This window comes from Streptomyces sp. IMTB 2501 (genome assembly GCF_001953885.1).
GTDB lineage: Bacteria > Actinomycetota > Actinomycetes > Streptomycetales > Streptomycetaceae > Streptomyces.
Genome location: NZ_MQUS01000049.1, coordinates 1 through 15,132, shown reverse-complemented (window position 1 = coordinate 15,132; position 15,132 = coordinate 1). Strand labels below are relative to the sequence as shown.

General features: G+C 70.8%; 12 protein-coding genes. 7 read left to right on the top strand and 5 right to left on the bottom strand.

The genetic code is table 11. The features are described 5' to 3' along the window. Nucleotides 1-8: 8 nt before the first annotated feature. Nucleotides 9-1,463 (top strand): glyceraldehyde-3-phosphate dehydrogenase, encoded by a 1,455-nt coding sequence (locus AV521_RS43255; protein ID WP_076097222.1) that lies wholly within the window; start codon nucleotides 9-11, stop codon nucleotides 1,461-1,463. A 73-nt stretch (nucleotides 1,464-1,536) separates the two neighbouring features. On the opposite strand, the gene AV521_RS43250 is transcribed toward AV521_RS43255, so the two are convergent. The 3 genes from AV521_RS43250 to AV521_RS43240 all read right to left on the bottom strand — a co-directional run bounded on the left by AV521_RS43250 (nucleotide 1,537) and on the right by AV521_RS43240 (nucleotide 6,253). Further along, on the bottom strand, nucleotides 1,537-3,429 hold the full coding sequence (locus AV521_RS43250; RefSeq protein WP_076097279.1) for a collagenase: 1,893 nt from the start codon (nucleotides 3,427-3,429) through the stop codon (nucleotides 1,537-1,539). Nucleotides 3,430-3,683: 254 nt separating this feature from the next. Beyond that, entirely contained in the window at nucleotides 3,684-4,637 is a 954-nt protein-coding gene (locus AV521_RS43245) for a LysR family transcriptional regulator (RefSeq protein WP_076097220.1), read from the bottom strand. 728 nt (nucleotides 4,638-5,365) lie between these two features. Continuing rightward, nucleotides 5,366-6,253, bottom strand: coding sequence for an NAD(P)-dependent oxidoreductase (locus AV521_RS43240; protein ID WP_076097218.1), 888 nt, complete (start codon nucleotides 6,251-6,253; stop codon nucleotides 5,366-5,368). 67 nt (nucleotides 6,254-6,320) lie between these two features. On the opposite strand from AV521_RS43240, the gene AV521_RS43235 reads away from it, so the two are divergent. Beyond that, entirely contained in the window at nucleotides 6,321-6,671 is a 351-nt protein-coding gene (locus AV521_RS43235; protein WP_076097216.1) for a helix-turn-helix domain-containing protein, read from the top strand. Between the two features lie 168 nt (nucleotides 6,672-6,839). Here AV521_RS43235 and proS read toward each other — a convergent pair whose 3' ends face one another. Next, nucleotides 6,840-8,252, bottom strand: coding sequence for a proline--tRNA ligase (proS, locus tag AV521_RS43230; protein ID WP_076097214.1), 1,413 nt, complete (start codon nucleotides 8,250-8,252; stop codon nucleotides 6,840-6,842). A gap of 151 nt (nucleotides 8,253-8,403) precedes the next feature. Between proS and AV521_RS43225 the strand changes: the two genes are divergently transcribed. From AV521_RS43225 to AV521_RS43205, 5 genes are all read left to right on the top strand, one after another. Further along, nucleotides 8,404-9,930: an alpha-N-arabinofuranosidase gene (locus tag AV521_RS43225; protein ID WP_076097212.1), complete on the top strand. Its 1,527-nt coding sequence runs from the start codon at nucleotides 8,404-8,406 to the stop codon at nucleotides 9,928-9,930. 3 nt (nucleotides 9,931-9,933) lie between these two features. After that, nucleotides 9,934-11,226 (top strand): glycoside hydrolase family 27 protein, encoded by a 1,293-nt coding sequence (locus AV521_RS43220; RefSeq protein ID WP_256725951.1) that lies wholly within the window; start codon nucleotides 9,934-9,936, stop codon nucleotides 11,224-11,226. Nucleotides 11,227-11,275: 49 nt separating this feature from the next. Beyond that, nucleotides 11,276-12,283, top strand: coding sequence for a LacI family DNA-binding transcriptional regulator (locus AV521_RS43215; protein WP_076097210.1), 1,008 nt, complete (start codon nucleotides 11,276-11,278; stop codon nucleotides 12,281-12,283). 107 nt (nucleotides 12,284-12,390) lie between these two features. Next, entirely contained in the window at nucleotides 12,391-12,960 is a 570-nt protein-coding gene (locus tag AV521_RS43210) for a TetR/AcrR family transcriptional regulator (protein WP_076097208.1), read from the top strand. Between the two features lie 79 nt (nucleotides 12,961-13,039). Further along, nucleotides 13,040-14,206, top strand: coding sequence for a GDSL-type esterase/lipase family protein (locus AV521_RS43205; RefSeq protein WP_076097206.1), 1,167 nt, complete (start codon nucleotides 13,040-13,042; stop codon nucleotides 14,204-14,206). 39 nt (nucleotides 14,207-14,245) lie between these two features. Here AV521_RS43205 and AV521_RS43200 read toward each other — a convergent pair whose 3' ends face one another. Beyond that, nucleotides 14,246-14,938 (bottom strand): class F sortase, encoded by a 693-nt coding sequence (locus tag AV521_RS43200; RefSeq protein ID WP_076097204.1) that lies wholly within the window; start codon nucleotides 14,936-14,938, stop codon nucleotides 14,246-14,248. Nucleotides 14,939-15,132: the final 194 nt, after the last annotated feature.

The following is a 15,132-nucleotide window of genomic DNA, read 5'->3' as shown; positions in this document are numbered from 1 at the left end:
ATGGATCAGTGACTGTCAACGACGACTCGTTCACCAACTGGAAGATCCGCGAGGAGATCGCGGAGTCGATGATCCCGCTCATCGGGAAGCTGCACCGCGAGCGGGACGTGACCGTCCTGCTGCACAGCCGCTCCTTGGTGAACAAGTCGGTGGTCAGCATCCTCAAGACGCACCGCTTCGCCCGGCAGATCGCCGGCGCGGAGCTGTCGGTCACCGAGACGATGCCGTTCCTGCAGGCCCTGACCGCCCTCGACCTCGGGCCCTCGCAGATCGACCTGGGCATGCTCGCCACCACCTACCAGGCCGACGACCGTGGTCTGAGTGTGGCGGAGTTCACGGCCGAGGCCGTGGCCGGCGCCATCGGTGCCAACAAGATCGAGCGCCGTGAGCCGCGCGATGTCGTCCTGTACGGCTTCGGCCGCATCGGCCGGCTCGTCGCCCGTCTGCTGATCGAGAAGGCCGGCTCCGGCAACGGCCTCATGCTGCGGGCCATCGTGGTCCGCGGCGGCGGTGGCCGGGCCGCCGAGGATCTCGTCAAGCGCGCCTCGCTGCTGCGCCGCGACTCGATCCACGGCCAGTTCCAGGGCACGATCACCGTCGACGAGGCCAGCAGCACGATCGTCGCCAACGGCAACGCCATCAAGGTGATCTACGCCGACGACCCGTCGTCCCTCGACTACACCGAGTACGGCATCCGGGACGCCATCCTCATCGACAACACCGGCAAGTGGCGCGACCGCGAGGGCCTGTCCAAGCACCTGCGCCCCGGCATCGAGAAGGTCGTGCTGACCGCGCCGGGCAAGGGCGATGTCCCGAACATCGTGCACGGCGTCAACCACGACACCGTCAAGCCGGACGAGCAGATCCTGTCCTGCGCCTCCTGCACCACCAACGCGATCGTCCCGCCGCTGAAGGCGATGGACGACGAGTACGGTGTGCTGCGCGGCCACGTGGAGACCGTCCACTCGTTCACCAACGACCAGAACCTGCTGGACAACTACCACAAGTCCGAGCGCCGTGGCCGCTCCGCGCCGCTCAACATGGTGATCACCGAGACGGGTGCCGCCTCAGCGGTCGCCAAGGCGCTGCCGGACCTCAAGGCGAAGATCAGCGGCAGCTCGATCCGTGTGCCCGTGCCGGACGTGTCGATCGCGATCCTCAATCTGCAGCTGGCTCGCGAGGCCACCCGCGAGGAGGTCCACGACTACCTCCGCGAGGTCTCGCTGACCTCGCCGCTCAAGCGCCAGATCGACTTCATCACGGCGCCCGACGCGGTCTCCAGCGACTTCATCGGCTCGCGCCACGCCTCGATCGTGGATGCCGGTGCGCTCAAGGTCGACGGCGACAACGCGATCCTCTACCTCTGGTACGACAACGAGTTCGGCTACTCCTGCCAGGTCGTCCGGGTCGTCCAGCATGTGTCGGGCGTCGAGTACCCGACGTACCCGGCCACGGCGGTCTGACGCCCGTCGCCGCACGGCCGCGGCCGCCGACCGGGATCGCCGGTCGGCGGCCGTCGTGCTGTGGCGCGTGTGCTCAGGCCCTGGCGGGCTTGGCGCAGGCGCCCGCGGCGCACGCCGTGAGCCACTGGTCGAAGCCGGCGTCGTAGCTGGTGCCGATGCCGTCGTGGTAGACGGCGTATCCGCCGGCGTAGTCACCGGCGCGGAAACGGGCGAGCATGTTCTGGATGTCGTCGGGGTGGTTCTCGGCCATGTAGCGCACGGCGAGGTAGCCCCACGGGTAGGTGCGGATCGTGTCGCTGTTGGCGTAGGTGTTCTCGAAGAGGCTGCTCAGCTTGTACGTGTGCTTGGCCGCCTCCTGGATCGCCTGGTCGTCGGCGATGTTCCGGTAGCTGTACGACACGTACTCGGCGAGGCCCTCGATCCACCACACGTCCGGCACGGAGGTCTGCGTGGCGAAGTCGCCCTTCATGTCGTCACGGCCGTCGAGGAAGTGCGTGTACTCGTGGTTCAGGTTCCAGATCCGGGCCGTGAATCCGTCGTCGGAGTCCTTCTGGTACATGATCGACGTGGTCCGGTTGTTCGGGTCGGACGGGTTGCCGTCGAGCGTGATACCGCCGTTGTCGGTGCTGACGTCCCAGATCGCGCCGGCGTAGGTCTGGTAGTCGGCGCGGCTGGCGAAGACCGCGAGCTGGATGACGGACGCGTACTGTCCGGGTATCGCGCCGCCGGCCTTCACGAACCCGCGGAAGTAGGCGTCCTGATTGAGCACGCTGGCGCAGACCGCGTCGAGGTCGGCGTCCGTGAGGTCCTGGGCGAGGATGGTGTGGTCCGCGTCGCAGGAGTGGGTGATCGGCAGGGCGGCCGCGGTCAGCTTGGCGGGCAGGTCGCAAACGTCGTAGTACGCGCAGTCGGCGCCGTCGTAGGCGTTGGCCTGCGTGGCGACGGCGACCCACAGCGCGGCCGTCGGGCCGGTGATCGCGGACTTGTCCAGCAGGTCCTTGGCAAGGGGCTTCACGGTCCCCTGGAGTTCCGGGTGCTCGACGTAACGGGCCAGGTTCATTCCGGCGTTGGAGTCCAGGAAGGCATTGTCGGTGCCGAGCAGGTCCGAGTGGTCCAGGGCGAACTCGTGCAGGGTGTCGGTGATCGCCGGGTCCGCGACGACCGCCCGGACGTAGTCGGGGTTCCAGTTGCCGCGCCACAGCGGGGTGTAGGCGTCGTTGACCGCCCTGACCATGCTGGGCACGGTGTCGTACGAGCTGTCGTAGTCGCTCAACAACCGCTCGTAGACGGGGAGGTAGCGGCCCTGCGCGTCCGCGCTGTCGGTGAGGATGACGGTCTCGCCGAGGATGTCGCCGTTCACCGCCGTCACATCGTGCGAGTGGGACCGGGCGAAGAAGGCGTCCAGGCCGGCCGTGACGGCCTTGGTGAGGCTGGTGGAGTAGGTGCCCACGTCGCCGGGGTGGTTGAACTGCACGTAGTAGCCGGCCCGCAGGAAGAGGACCAGCTGCTCCAGACCGCCGCTGTTGTCACCGCGGTACTGCCCGGCCGTGCGCGTGAACGCGGCCGCCACGGTGAGCATCTGGGACTGCTGGAAGACGTCGTGCGCGTCCTTGCCGGTCACCGAGAAGAGGGTGTTGACGCAGTCCGTGGTCGACGCCTTCACGAAGGCCACGAGGGCGGCGCCGCTGCGGCTGCCGAAGTCGGCCGGGGTGCAGGATGCCGCCTTGGCGGCCCGGCGGGCCGGGTGGGTCGACAGCGGCTGCCGGGGCGGGAGTTGGGCCGGATCGAGCCGCCGGGCCTGACTGGCGGGGCGCTCGGTGACGGCGGTGGTCGCACCGGTCGGCGACGGCACCGACACGTGCTGGTGAGGCGAAGGGGCGGCGCGGGTGTGCGGCTGCGGTGCCGCCAGCGCAGGCGTGGACAGCAGCCCGGCCAGGGTGACGCAGACGGCCGCGGCCCCGGCCACGCGTCCGACCGTACGGGGATGCGTGCGGCCGGGTATGCGTCTGGGCGGCGCGAAACGATAGCGCATCGGGATTCCTCCACGAAGGGATGCGCCTCGGTGGGGTGTTGAGGCGTGTGAGGCACTGTCTCAGCGGGTCACCCACCCCAACAATGCCGTGTGACATAGCACATGCCATTGACCGCTCATAACATCACGGCGGGTCTTTGACGCGCCGTCACGGTCGTGGTGCCACCGTCGCGGGCAGGGCGATGCCACTACGCCCCGGTGACGCTCCAGGTGCGTGAGGCCCAGGCCCGCAGGTGGGGGGCCTGGGCGACGAGGTCGCGGTAGGCGGCCATGGCGGACTGGGACAGGGCCTCCTCGACCTCCTCGGTGACGGTGTCGGGCCGCCAGGCCAGCACATAACGGCACCACAGTGGGGAGCCGACCAGCGGCTTGACCACGACATGTGGGATCGGCCGCAGCGTCGGCTGGACGAGGGACACACCGAGGCCGTCGGCGATCATGCTCTGCAGCTGGGTCTGGTCGCCGAGGAACTCATGGACGGTGACCGGGGTGAACCCGGCCGCCGCACAGGCGTCGTAGAACACGCCGGGCCAGCCGGCCCCGTCGTCCGGGGTCACGAACCAGGCGTCCTCGGCCAGGTCGGCGAGCTGGACCTGGGCGCACTGCCGCAGCCGGTGCCGGGAGGGCAGGGCGACGAATGTCGGCTCCGTCACGATTCCGCGGTGCTTCACCGCGTCCGAGTGGCGCAGCTCCATGCCCGGATAGTCGGCCGCGATGGCCGCGTCCACCGTGCCCTCCTCCAGCAGCTCCACGATCCGCGAGGAGGCGTAGACGCTGGTGACCGCGACGGACATGTCCGGCAGCCGGGTGCGGATCCGGGAGACCGTGCCGGACAGCATGGGTGAGTTCGTCGCCGCCACGCGCAGGGTGCGGCGGGCTCGCGCGGCGGCCGGGCGATGCCCTATGGCGTCGGCGCGGGTCAGCACGTCTCGAGCCTGGGCGACGACCTCGGCGCCGTAGCGGGTCGGCCGCACTCCGCTTGTACCGCGTTCGAAGAGCGGCTCGCCCAAGTGGCGCTCGATGCGCCGTAGTTGGGTGCTCACGGCGGGCTGCGAGTAGCCGAGCTGTGCCGCGGCGCGACCCACGCTGCCGGCGTCGGCGATCGCGCAGAGCACCCGCAGGTGCCGCAGCTCCAGCTCCATCGCGCCACTCCCCGTTTCGGTCCACGGCCGGGCCCGGGAGATCCATTCGCCTCGCCGGGAAAACCGGTACTCAAAGGCACCGCCGACCGTGGTCGCGGCCGGCGGACCGAAGCGTCGCACTGCGCCGCGTCCCGCACAAGTCGCAGGTCCGCCGACCTCGGGGTGGCCTGTCGCCGTGCGGGCCGGTCCCTTTCGTGGCGCGGCGCCTGGCATGTCCGTACACCGCACCGACTCCGCACCCCCAACGGCTCCGCACCCGCCTCGCCTTCAGAGCCCACTAGGACTCGCAGGGCCAGGCACCGGCCTCCGCGCCCGGGACCAGCCTCCGTATCCGGGTATCGACCTCCGTGCCCAGCAACGGCACACGCCACGCTGGCCCACTCAAGCCCGCAGGACCAGGCACCGGCCTCCGCGCCCGGGACCAGCCTCCGTATCCGGGTATCGACCTCCGTGCCCAGCAACGGCACACGCCACGCTGGCCCACTCAAGCCCGCAGAGCCAGGCACCGGCCTCCGCGCCCGGGACCAGGACCGGGACCGGCTTCCGGGACCGGCAACGGCACATCCAGCGCGTTCTGTCCGCCACGGTGGTGCCCTGAGCAGCACCTTCGCGCCTAGTCCGCCCAGGACGGGCAGGACGCAGGACAGGGTGGGACCGCTCCGGTGCCGTGCCCCACGTCCAGGTGCCCCGCGTCCAGGTGCCCCGACCAGGCCCGAAGAGCCGTCGTCTCACCGCCTGCCCAGTACCTCCGCGACCCGGATGAAGCCCTCCGTGCCGTGGCCGAGGCCGATGGTGCGCCGGGCCATGCCTTCCACCGCGCGCATCACACCCGCGTCGATGCCGTGGGCCTCGGAGACGTCGATGACATGGGCCATGGTCGAGGCGGCCGAGGTGAGGGGGTTGATGGCCCCGGAGTAGGTGCCGTCGTCGGCGTCCCGCGCGAACTCCGCGAAGAGCGGGGGCAGGATCGCGCCGATGCCCTGCGCGAACGGTGCGAGTTCCCCGGCGGTGACTCCCTCGGCCCGGGCGATCGCGACGGCGTGCGCATAACCCGCCATCGCCGTCCAGAAGAGGTCCAGCAGCGCGATGTCGAAGGTGGCGGCGCGTCCGATCTCCTCGCCGAGGTGGGTGTGCGTGCCGCCCAGTGCGTCCAGCACGGGCCGGTACTCCTCGTACAGGCCGCGCGGTCCGCTGTGCAGGAACACGGCCTCCGGTGTACCGATGCTGGGGGCCGGGGTCATGATCGCGCCGTCCAGGTAGCCGATGCCGTGGCCGGCCGCCCAGTCCGCCGTGTTCCGGGCCCGGTGCGGGGTGTCGGCGGTCAGGTTCACGACGGTACGGCCCTTGAGGGCGCGGGTGACCGGCTCGGGGCGCAGGAGGGCGTCGACCGCGTCATAGTTGACCACACAGACCACGACCAGGTCACCGGCCGCGACGGCCTCCTCGGCCGATCCGGAGCCGGCCGCCCCCTGCCCGATCAGCTCCCGGTCCTTGCCCGGGGTGCGGTTCCAGACCGTGGTCCGCAGCCCAGCCCGGAGGAACGCACCGGCGAGGGAGCGGCCCATCGGGCCGAGACCGAGCACGGTGACGGCGGGAAGGTGCGTGGACGTGGACATGTTTCAACTCCCATATACATAAGGAAACGTGGCCGTACGGCCTGACGGGGAACGGAAGAGGACACCGATGACACGCAGCCGCGCCCAGGATCCGAACGTCTGTGGAGTGACCGCCGCGATCGCCGTGATCGACGGCAAGTGGAAGACGTCCCTGCTGTGGCTGCTGGAGTCCGGCCCGCACCGGCCTGCCGAACTACGGCGCCGACTGCCGGGGTTGACCGAGAAGGTGCTGACTCAGGCGCTGCGCGAGATGGAGGAGGACGGCCTGGTGCACCGGGAGGTGTACGACGTGCTGCCGCCCAAGACGGTATACACACTGACCGACTTCGGCCTCGATCTGTCCGAGGCCCTGGGCCCGGTATCCGACTGGGGCCACCGCCGCCTCAACCAACTCCGCCAACACAGCGAGACATCCTGACCCGGCTCTCCTGCCACCTCCTCCCGCCGAGCCACCGAGCCGCCGAGCCACCGAGTCCCTGGCCTCGCAAGAAGCCTCTCCCGCCCGGCCACGGCTGCCAAGTACGCACAAAAAAGTGGGTATGCGGGTGCACGGTCGTGAAAGTCGCGCCGGCCGCAGGCGTGCCCGTCAGTACGCCCGCGCCACGATCGCCACATTCCCCATCTGGTCGTCGCGTTCCGGGACCGTGCCATCCGCCGCGACCAGGCACCGTACCGACATGCCCTGTTCGGCGAGTCCGGTCTCGCCCTCGGGGCCGAGCTTCGCCCAGGGGATGCGGGCCCAGCCGGTGGTCGCGGCCTCCGTGGCCTCCTCGACCGTGGTCGCCTCCGCCGTGCGGTCCTCGCGACGCCGGCGGGACTGGGCCAGCAGCAGGGCCTGGTCGTCCGCCAGCACCCCGGGCAGCAGCGCGGCCAGCGCCTGCGCCGCGACCGGCTCCTTCGTGCCCGGGATCCGGCGGACCAGTACGGCGGTGCCGTTCTCCAGGTCGCGCGGTCCCACCTCGATCCGTACGGGTACGCCCTTCAGCTCCCAGTCGACCGCGCGCCGGCCGAACGGCACGTCCGTGCGGTCGTCGACCTCGACGCGTACTCCCGCCGCCGTGAGCCGCTCGCCGATCGCGCGGACCTCGGCCAGCACCTCCGGGTCGCCCTTGACGGCGATGACCACCGCCTGCACCGGGGCCAGCCGGGGCGGTACGCGCAGCCCGGCGTCGTCCCCGTGCATCATCACCAGCGCGCCGACCAAACGGGTGGTGGAACCCCAGGAGGTCTGCCAGACGTACTCCTGCCGGCCGTCCTGCGACAGGTACCGCGTGTGGAAGGCCTTGGCGAAGTTCTGGCCCAGTTCATGGCTGGTGCCCAGCTGGAGGGCCTTGCCGTCGCCCATCATGCCCTCCAGGGTGAGCGTGTTGATCGCACCGGCGAACCGCTCCCTGGCCGTCTTGCGTCCCGGTACGACGTCCATGGCGAGGACGTTCTCCATGAAGTCGGCGTACACGTCGCGGTGGATGCGCGCGGCGTAGTCGCGAGCCTCCTCGCACGTGGCGTGGGCCGTGTGACCCTCCTGCCAGAGGAATTCCGTCGTACGGAGGAACACCCGCGGGCGCAGCTCCCAGCGCACCACGTTCGCCCACTGGTTGATCAGCAGCGGCAGGTCGCGGTGGCTCTGCACCCACTTCGAGAAGTATGCGTTGACGATCGTCTCGGAGGTGGGGCGGACCACGACGGGCTCCTCCAGCTCCTTGCCGCCGCCGTGGGTGACGACGGCCAGTTCGGGAGCGAAGCCCTCGACGTGTTCGGCCTCCTTCGTCAGATACGACTGCGGGATGAAGAGCGGGAAGTAGGCGTTCTGCGCGCCCGCGTCCTTGATCCGGGCATCCATTTCCTGCTGCATCCGCTCCCACAGGCCGTACCCGTACGGTCGGATGACCATGGTGCCGCGCACCGGGCCGTTGTCGGCCAGCTCCGCCTTGGCGATCAGATCCTGGTACCAGCGCGGGAAGTCGTCCGCCCGGGGGGTGAGCACGGGTGCCTTTGCCATGGCGGGCAGGCTAGGGCGACCGGTCGCCGGTGCGCGAACCAATTCCGGCCCCCTTGACCCACCCGTGGAGCGCTGCCACCTTTTTATCGTTACAAACGATCTCGTCCTGTCGTCAGAACGATCTCGGTTCCTCTCGGATCGGAGGACATCCGTGCCCCGCGCCACCGCGATCATCAACCTCGACATCGAGGGACCGCGCATCAGCCGTCACCTGTACGGGCACTTCGCCGAGCATCTGGGCCGCTGTGTCTACGGTGGGTTCTGGGTCGGCGGGGACTCCCCCGTCCCGAACGAGGGCGGCATCCGTCTGGACGTCGTCGCGGCCCTGCGGGCCCTGGACATCCCCAACCTCCGCTGGCCGGGCGGCTGTTTCGCCGACGAGTACCACTGGCAGGACGGCATCGGCCCGCGCGAACGGCGCCCCCGGATGGTCAACACCCACTGGGGCGACGTGGAGGAGAACAACCACTTCGGCACCCATGAGTTCATGGCGCTGTGCGAACTGCTAGGCGCGGAGCCGTACATCAGCGGCAACGTGGGCAGCGGCACCGTCCGGGAGATGAGCGAGTGGGTCGAGTACCTCACCCGGGACGGTGACAGCCCGATGGCGCGGCTGCGCCGGGAGAACGGACGCGCGGAGCCGTGGCGGGTGCGGTTCTGGGGCATCGGCAACGAGACCTGGGGCTGTGGCGGCAACATGCGCGCCGAGTACTTCGCGGACCTCGCCCGCCAGTACGCGACGTACTGCCGCGACCACGGCCACAACAAGCTGTACCGGATCGCCTCGGGCGCCTCCGACGACGACTACCGGTGGACCGAGACGCTGATGCGGCAGATCAACTGCTTCGGCTGCGAGGCCACTCCACGCACCTATTACCAGGCCCTGTCCGTCCACTACTACACGCTGGCCGGCCCCTGGGAGGCCAAGGGCAGCGCCACGGACTTCGGCACCGACGACTACTACCGCACACTCGTCTCGGCCCAGCGGGTCGACCGCGTCCTCACCGGTCACTCCGCCGTCATGGACTGCTACGACCCCCGGCGCACCGTCGGTCTCGTGCTGGACGAGTGGGGCACCTGGTGGGACGTGGAGCCGGGCACCGACCCGGGTTTCCTGTTCCAGCACAACACGCTGCGGGACGCACTCGTGGCGAGCGTCCACTTCGACATCTTCCACCGGCACGCCGCCCGTCTGGTCATGGCCAACATCGCGCAGACCGTCAACGTGCTGCAGGCCATGGTGCTCACCGACGAGGACGCGCTGGTGCTGACCCCGACGTATCACGTCTTCGAGATGAACAAGGGCCACCAGGACGCCGCTTCGCTTCCCGTCCATCTGCGCGCGGACGACGCACGACGCCGGGCCGGGGACGCCGAACTGGAGACGGTGTCCGTGTCCGCGAGCGTCAAGGACGGGTCGGTCCTCGTGTCGCTGAGCAACCTGGACGCCGAGGAGCCCGCCGAGGTGACCCTGGACCTGCGCGGCGGCCGGGCCGGTGAGGCACGGGCCCGTATCCTCACGGCGGACCGGCTCCAGACGCACAACACCCCGCAGACGCCTGAGGCGGTGGCGCCGCGCCTCTTCGACGCCGTCCGGGTGACGGACCGGGGGCTGGGGCTGACCGTGCCGCCGCACTCCTTCGTGACTGTCCAGGCACCCCTGACCGTGGCGGGCTGAGAGATGGCGACCGAGCAACGGCCCCTTCCCGACCGGCGGCTGCGGCCCCCGATGGGCTGGAACAGCTGGGACTGCTACGGCACGACCGTCACCGAGGACGAGGTACTCGCCAACGCGGTGTTCCTGCGGGACCGTCTGCTCCCGCACGGCTGGGACACGGTGGTGGTGGACATCCAGTGGTATGAGCCGACAGCCCGTGCGCATGGCTACAACCCGGACGCGCCGCTGGTCCTGGACGCGTACGGCCGTCAGCTCCCGGCCCCGAGCCGGTTCCCCTCCGCGGCAGGCGGGGCGGGCTTCGCTCCGCTGGCCCGGCGGATCCACTCGCTCGGGCTGCGCTTCGGGCTGCACATCATGCGCGGCATCCCGCGCCGTGCCGTCACCGCTCAACTGCCTGTTCTTGGAACGGACTTCACTGCGGACGAGATCGCCGACACCGGCTCGGCATGCCCCTGGAACTCCGACAACTACGGCCTGAACCACGACCATCCGGGCGCCCAGGCCTACTACGACTCTCAGGTCGCCCAATTCGCCGACTGGGGCGTGGACTTCGTCAAGGCCGACGACATGCTCTTCCCGTACCACGAGCGGGAGATCGCCGCCTATGCGCGGGCGATCGAGCGCGGCGGCCGGCCGATCGAGCTGAGCCTCTCCCCCGGCACCGACGTCTCCCTCGCCCGGCTGGACCATCTGCGCGAGCACGCCACGATGTGGCGGGTCTGCGACGACCTGTGGGACCGGTGGGAGGACGTCGAGGCGCAGTTCGCCCGGATGGCCCGGTGGGCTCCCTGGCAGGGCGAGGGCGGCTGGGCGGACGCCGACATGCTGCCGCTCGGCCGCGTCGGCATCCGCGCCGAACGCGGCGAGGACCGGCTGTCCCGGCTCACCCGGCCCGAGCAGATCAGCCTGCTCACGCTGTGGCTGATCGCCCGCTCCCCGCTGATGATGGGCGGCGACCTGCCCAGCAGCCCGCCGGAGACCCTTGAACTCCTCACCAACGACGAGGCGTTGGCCGTCCTCATGCACAGCACCGGCAACCGTGAGGTGCTGCGCGAGGGCGACCTGGTGCTCTGGACCGCCCGCGACACCGACGGTCGTACCCGTTACGCCGCCGTGTTCTCGCTGGCCGACGGGCCGCGCCGGTACGCGGTGCCGCTCGGCTCGATCGGCGCCCGCGCCGCCGACCACGTCCGGGAGCTGTGGACCCGTACCGATGGCGTGCACGACGGCCGACACCTGGCCGTCGACCTGCCCGCCCACGGCGCCGCGCTCTATCGTCTTGCGCAAGGCGGCTGACGGACGGCGGACGACGGCGTCCTGCGGCGGGCATCAGGCGGGAGTGGACGTGGCGACCATCCAGGACGTGGCGAAGGCGGCCGGTGTGTCGGCGATGACGGTCTCCAACGTCATCAACGACCACCCCAACGTCCGCCCCGCCACCCGTGAACGCGTCCTGACCGCGATGACCCGGCTCGGCTACCGGGTCAACGTGGCGGCCCGCAACCTTCGCAAGGGCCGCACCGGCACCATCGGCCTCGCGGTACCGGAGGTGAACCGCCCGTACTACGGCCGGCTGGCGGCGGCGATCATCGCGGCGGCGGGCCGGCACGGGCTGCGGGTGAGCATCGAGCAGACCGGGGCACGCCGGGAGGACGAGCTGGCGGCACTGGCCCAGTCCCGCAACCGGCTCTACGACGGGCTGATCCTCAGCACCGTCGGCATGGGTCCGGCCGATGTCGAGGCGTTGAAAGTGGAGCACCCGGTGGTGATCCTCGGCGAGCGGATCTTCGGCGGACCCGTGGACCACGTGGCCATGCCCAACGTCGAGGCGTCGGCGGCCGCCACCCGGCATCTGATCGAGCGGGGCTGCCGGCGGGTGGCCGTCGTGTGCGGGGAACTGCGCGACGAGGCCGACGTGTCGAGCCTGCGGCACGCCGGCTACCGGCAGGCGCTCGTCGCCGCCGGTCTGCCCGAGGACCCGCAGCTGGTGCGGTGCGTGCCCGCGCTCACCATGGCGGAGGGGGCCCGGCAGGCGCGGGCGATGGTGGCGGGCGGGCTGGACGTCGACGGTGTGTTCTGTGTGACGGACACCGTGGCGATGGGGGTGCTGCGCGCTCTGGCGGATGCGGGAGTCCGGGTGCCGGAGCGGGTCAAGGTGATCGGTTTCGACAATGTCGACGAGAGCGCGTTCCTCGTCCCGTCACTGTCCACCGTGGATCCGGATCACGACCTGATGGCCGAGCGGGCCGTCGCCCTGCTCGCCGCCCGCCTGGGCAGCGCGGGCCCTCCGGCGGACCGGGAGGAGTTCGTCGGCCCCTTTTCCCTGGTGATCCGCGAGTCCACGACCGGCTGACCTCGACGACCGCCCGTGCGGCCCTGCATCACGTCCTGCACCACTCCACTATTTGCCTAAAAGCTTTAGGAAGCCTCATAATCGATTATGGCAGATGGGAGATGAGCATGGTACGCGCAGGTCTGACCACCGACCGTCTCGTGCGGGCCGGTGCCGAGCTGGCCGACGAGGTCGGCTTCGAGCAGGTGACCGTGTCCGCGCTGGCCCGGCGGTTCGACGTCAAGGTCGCGAGCCTGTACTCGCACCTGAAGAACTCCCAGGACCTCAGGACCCGGATCGCGTTGCTCGCGCTGGAGGAGCTGGCCGACCGTGCCGCCGACGCGCTCGCCGGCCGGGCCGGCAAGGACGCCCTCACCGCGTTCGCCGACGTGTACCGCGACTACGCCCGTGCCCACCCGGGCCGCTACGCGGCGACCCGCCACCCCCTCGACCCCGAGGCGGCGGCCGCGAGCGCGGGCGGCCGGCACGCGCAGATGACCCGGGCGATCCTGCGCGGCTACGACCTGGCCGAGCCCGACCAGACCCATGCGGTCCGGCTCCTCGGCAGCGTCTTCCACGGCTACGTCAGCCTGGAGCTGGCCGGCGGGTTCAGCCACAGCGCCCCCGACTCGCAGGAGTCCTGGACGCGGATCCTGGACGCCCTCGACTCCCTGCTGCGCGAGTGGCCCACCGCCTGACCTCGTACGAAGTCTCCGTACGACCTGTCCGTACGGCTCCTCGCCTTCTCACAACCTCTTCGAAACGCAGGCCCACACCATGCACACCACCCCGCTCACGCCCGAACTCCTGCGCGGCGCCCTAGAACTGGAACGCACCGCCCTTGGGCTGCTGCCGCACCGGCTGCCGGCCCGCGCCCGCGCGCAGTGCGCCGATCCGCAGCTGGCCATGGTGGAGTCCCAGACCTCCGGCGTACGGCTGGTCTTCCGCACCCGCGCGACCGCCGTCGAGTTGGACACCTTGCCGACCAAGCGGGTCTACGTCGGTGCGCCGCACCGCCCGGAAGGCGGTTACGACCTGGTCGTCGACGGCCGTCCGGCCGGCAGCGGCCACGTCGCCGGCGGCAACACGCTGACGATCGACCTGACCACCGGCTCCGCCGAGCACCGGCCGGGCCCCGTCGGCACCCTGCGCTTCACCGGGCTGCCCGACACCGTCAAGGTCGTGGAGATCTGGCTGCCGTACGACGAGACGACCGAACTCGTCGCCCTGCGCACCGACGCGCCCGTCGAGCCCGTACCGGACCGGCCCGGCAAGGTGTGGCTGCACCACGGCAGTTCCATCAGTCACGGATCGGTCGCCGCGAGCCCGACCACCACCTGGCCGGCGCTGGCCGCCTCCCTCGGCGGGGCGGAGCTGATCAATGTGGGGCTGGGCGGCAGCGCGCTGCTCGACCCGTTCATCGCGCGTGCACTGCGCGACACCCCCGCCGACCTGATCAGCGTCAAGCTCGGCATCAACGTGGTCAACGCCGATCTGATGCGGCTGCGCGCGTTCGGTCCCGCGGTACACGGCTTCCTCGACACCATCCGCGACGGGCACCCCGACGTCCCGTTGCTGGTCGTCTCGCCGATCCTGTGCCCGATGCACGAGGACACACCGGGCCCCACCCTCATGGACGTGTCCGCCCTGCAGGAGGGCCGGCTGCTGTTCCGGGCGAGCGGGGACCCGGCGGAGAAGGCGAGCGGGAAACTCACCCTGGGTGTCATCCGGGAGGAGCTGACCCGGATCGTGCGCGAGCGGGCGGCCGAGGACCCGCACCTGCACTACCTCGACGGCCGTGAACTGTACGGTCCGGCCGACTTCGGCGAGCTGCCGCTGCCGGACGGCCTCCACCCGGACGCCGCCGCGCACCGTCGCATGGGCGAACGGTTCGCGGCGCTGGCCTTCACTCCGGGCGGGCCCTTCGCGGACGGCGCCGCCTGAGCCGTACGGGCCTGGTTCACCCGGCCCGTACGGACCGGCTCACTCCAGGTGGGCGAAGACCACGAGGTTGTTGGTGTAGTCCTTCGCCGCCTTGTCGTACGGCCCCGCACAGGTGATCAGCCGGACCTCGGGCCGCTGGGCGTCGGCGAAGACGCGCTCGCTGGGGAAGCCGTCCTTGGCGAAGGTCTCGGCGTCGTCCACGACGAAGTCGGCATCGCGTCCGTCGGCGCGCTGCACCGTGAACTCGTCGCCGGGCGCCAGAGCGTCGAGGTTGGCGAAGACGGCCGCGGAGGTCGTCGTGTCGAGGTGCCCGGCGATGATCGCGGTGCCGGTCTCCCCCGGCGAGACACCCTTGGCGTACCAGCCGACGAGGTTGGTGTCACCGGCCGGTGGCGGCTGGAGCGTACGCGAGTCGTCCATCTCCAGGGTGGTGAAGGGGGCGTCCACGGAGATCTTGGGAATGAGCAGACGGGTCGGTTCGGATCTGGGCAGGTCGTTTGCCACCGGGGGCGTCTCGGCTTTGGACGGGGCGCTCACGCCCGCACGATGGTGACTCTTCGGCGCGACGGCCCGGGAGGTCCGTGGCGTGTCGTCCGAGTCATGGTGGCCGCCGAACACGCTGACGACGAGGAGGACGATCGCCGCGCCCCACAGCGTCATCCGCCCACGGCCGGAACTCCGTCCGCCCCCCGGCGATTCCGCGGGGGTCGGGGAGGAGGGATCTGCTGCCATCGGACACCACCTCACTCGGGCACGGCAGCACGGGGATCAGGACAGGGGCGCCGGTACGCGGCCGACGCGCGGGGAGTGACGCACAGGGGCACCGGTGTGCAAGGACCGGTGCGGAGGGGTACGTACGTGCGGGGCGGTCTCGGGGACCGACCGCCCGGCTGGGCGGGCCGCCGACGCGGTGGGCGCGTCGGCGG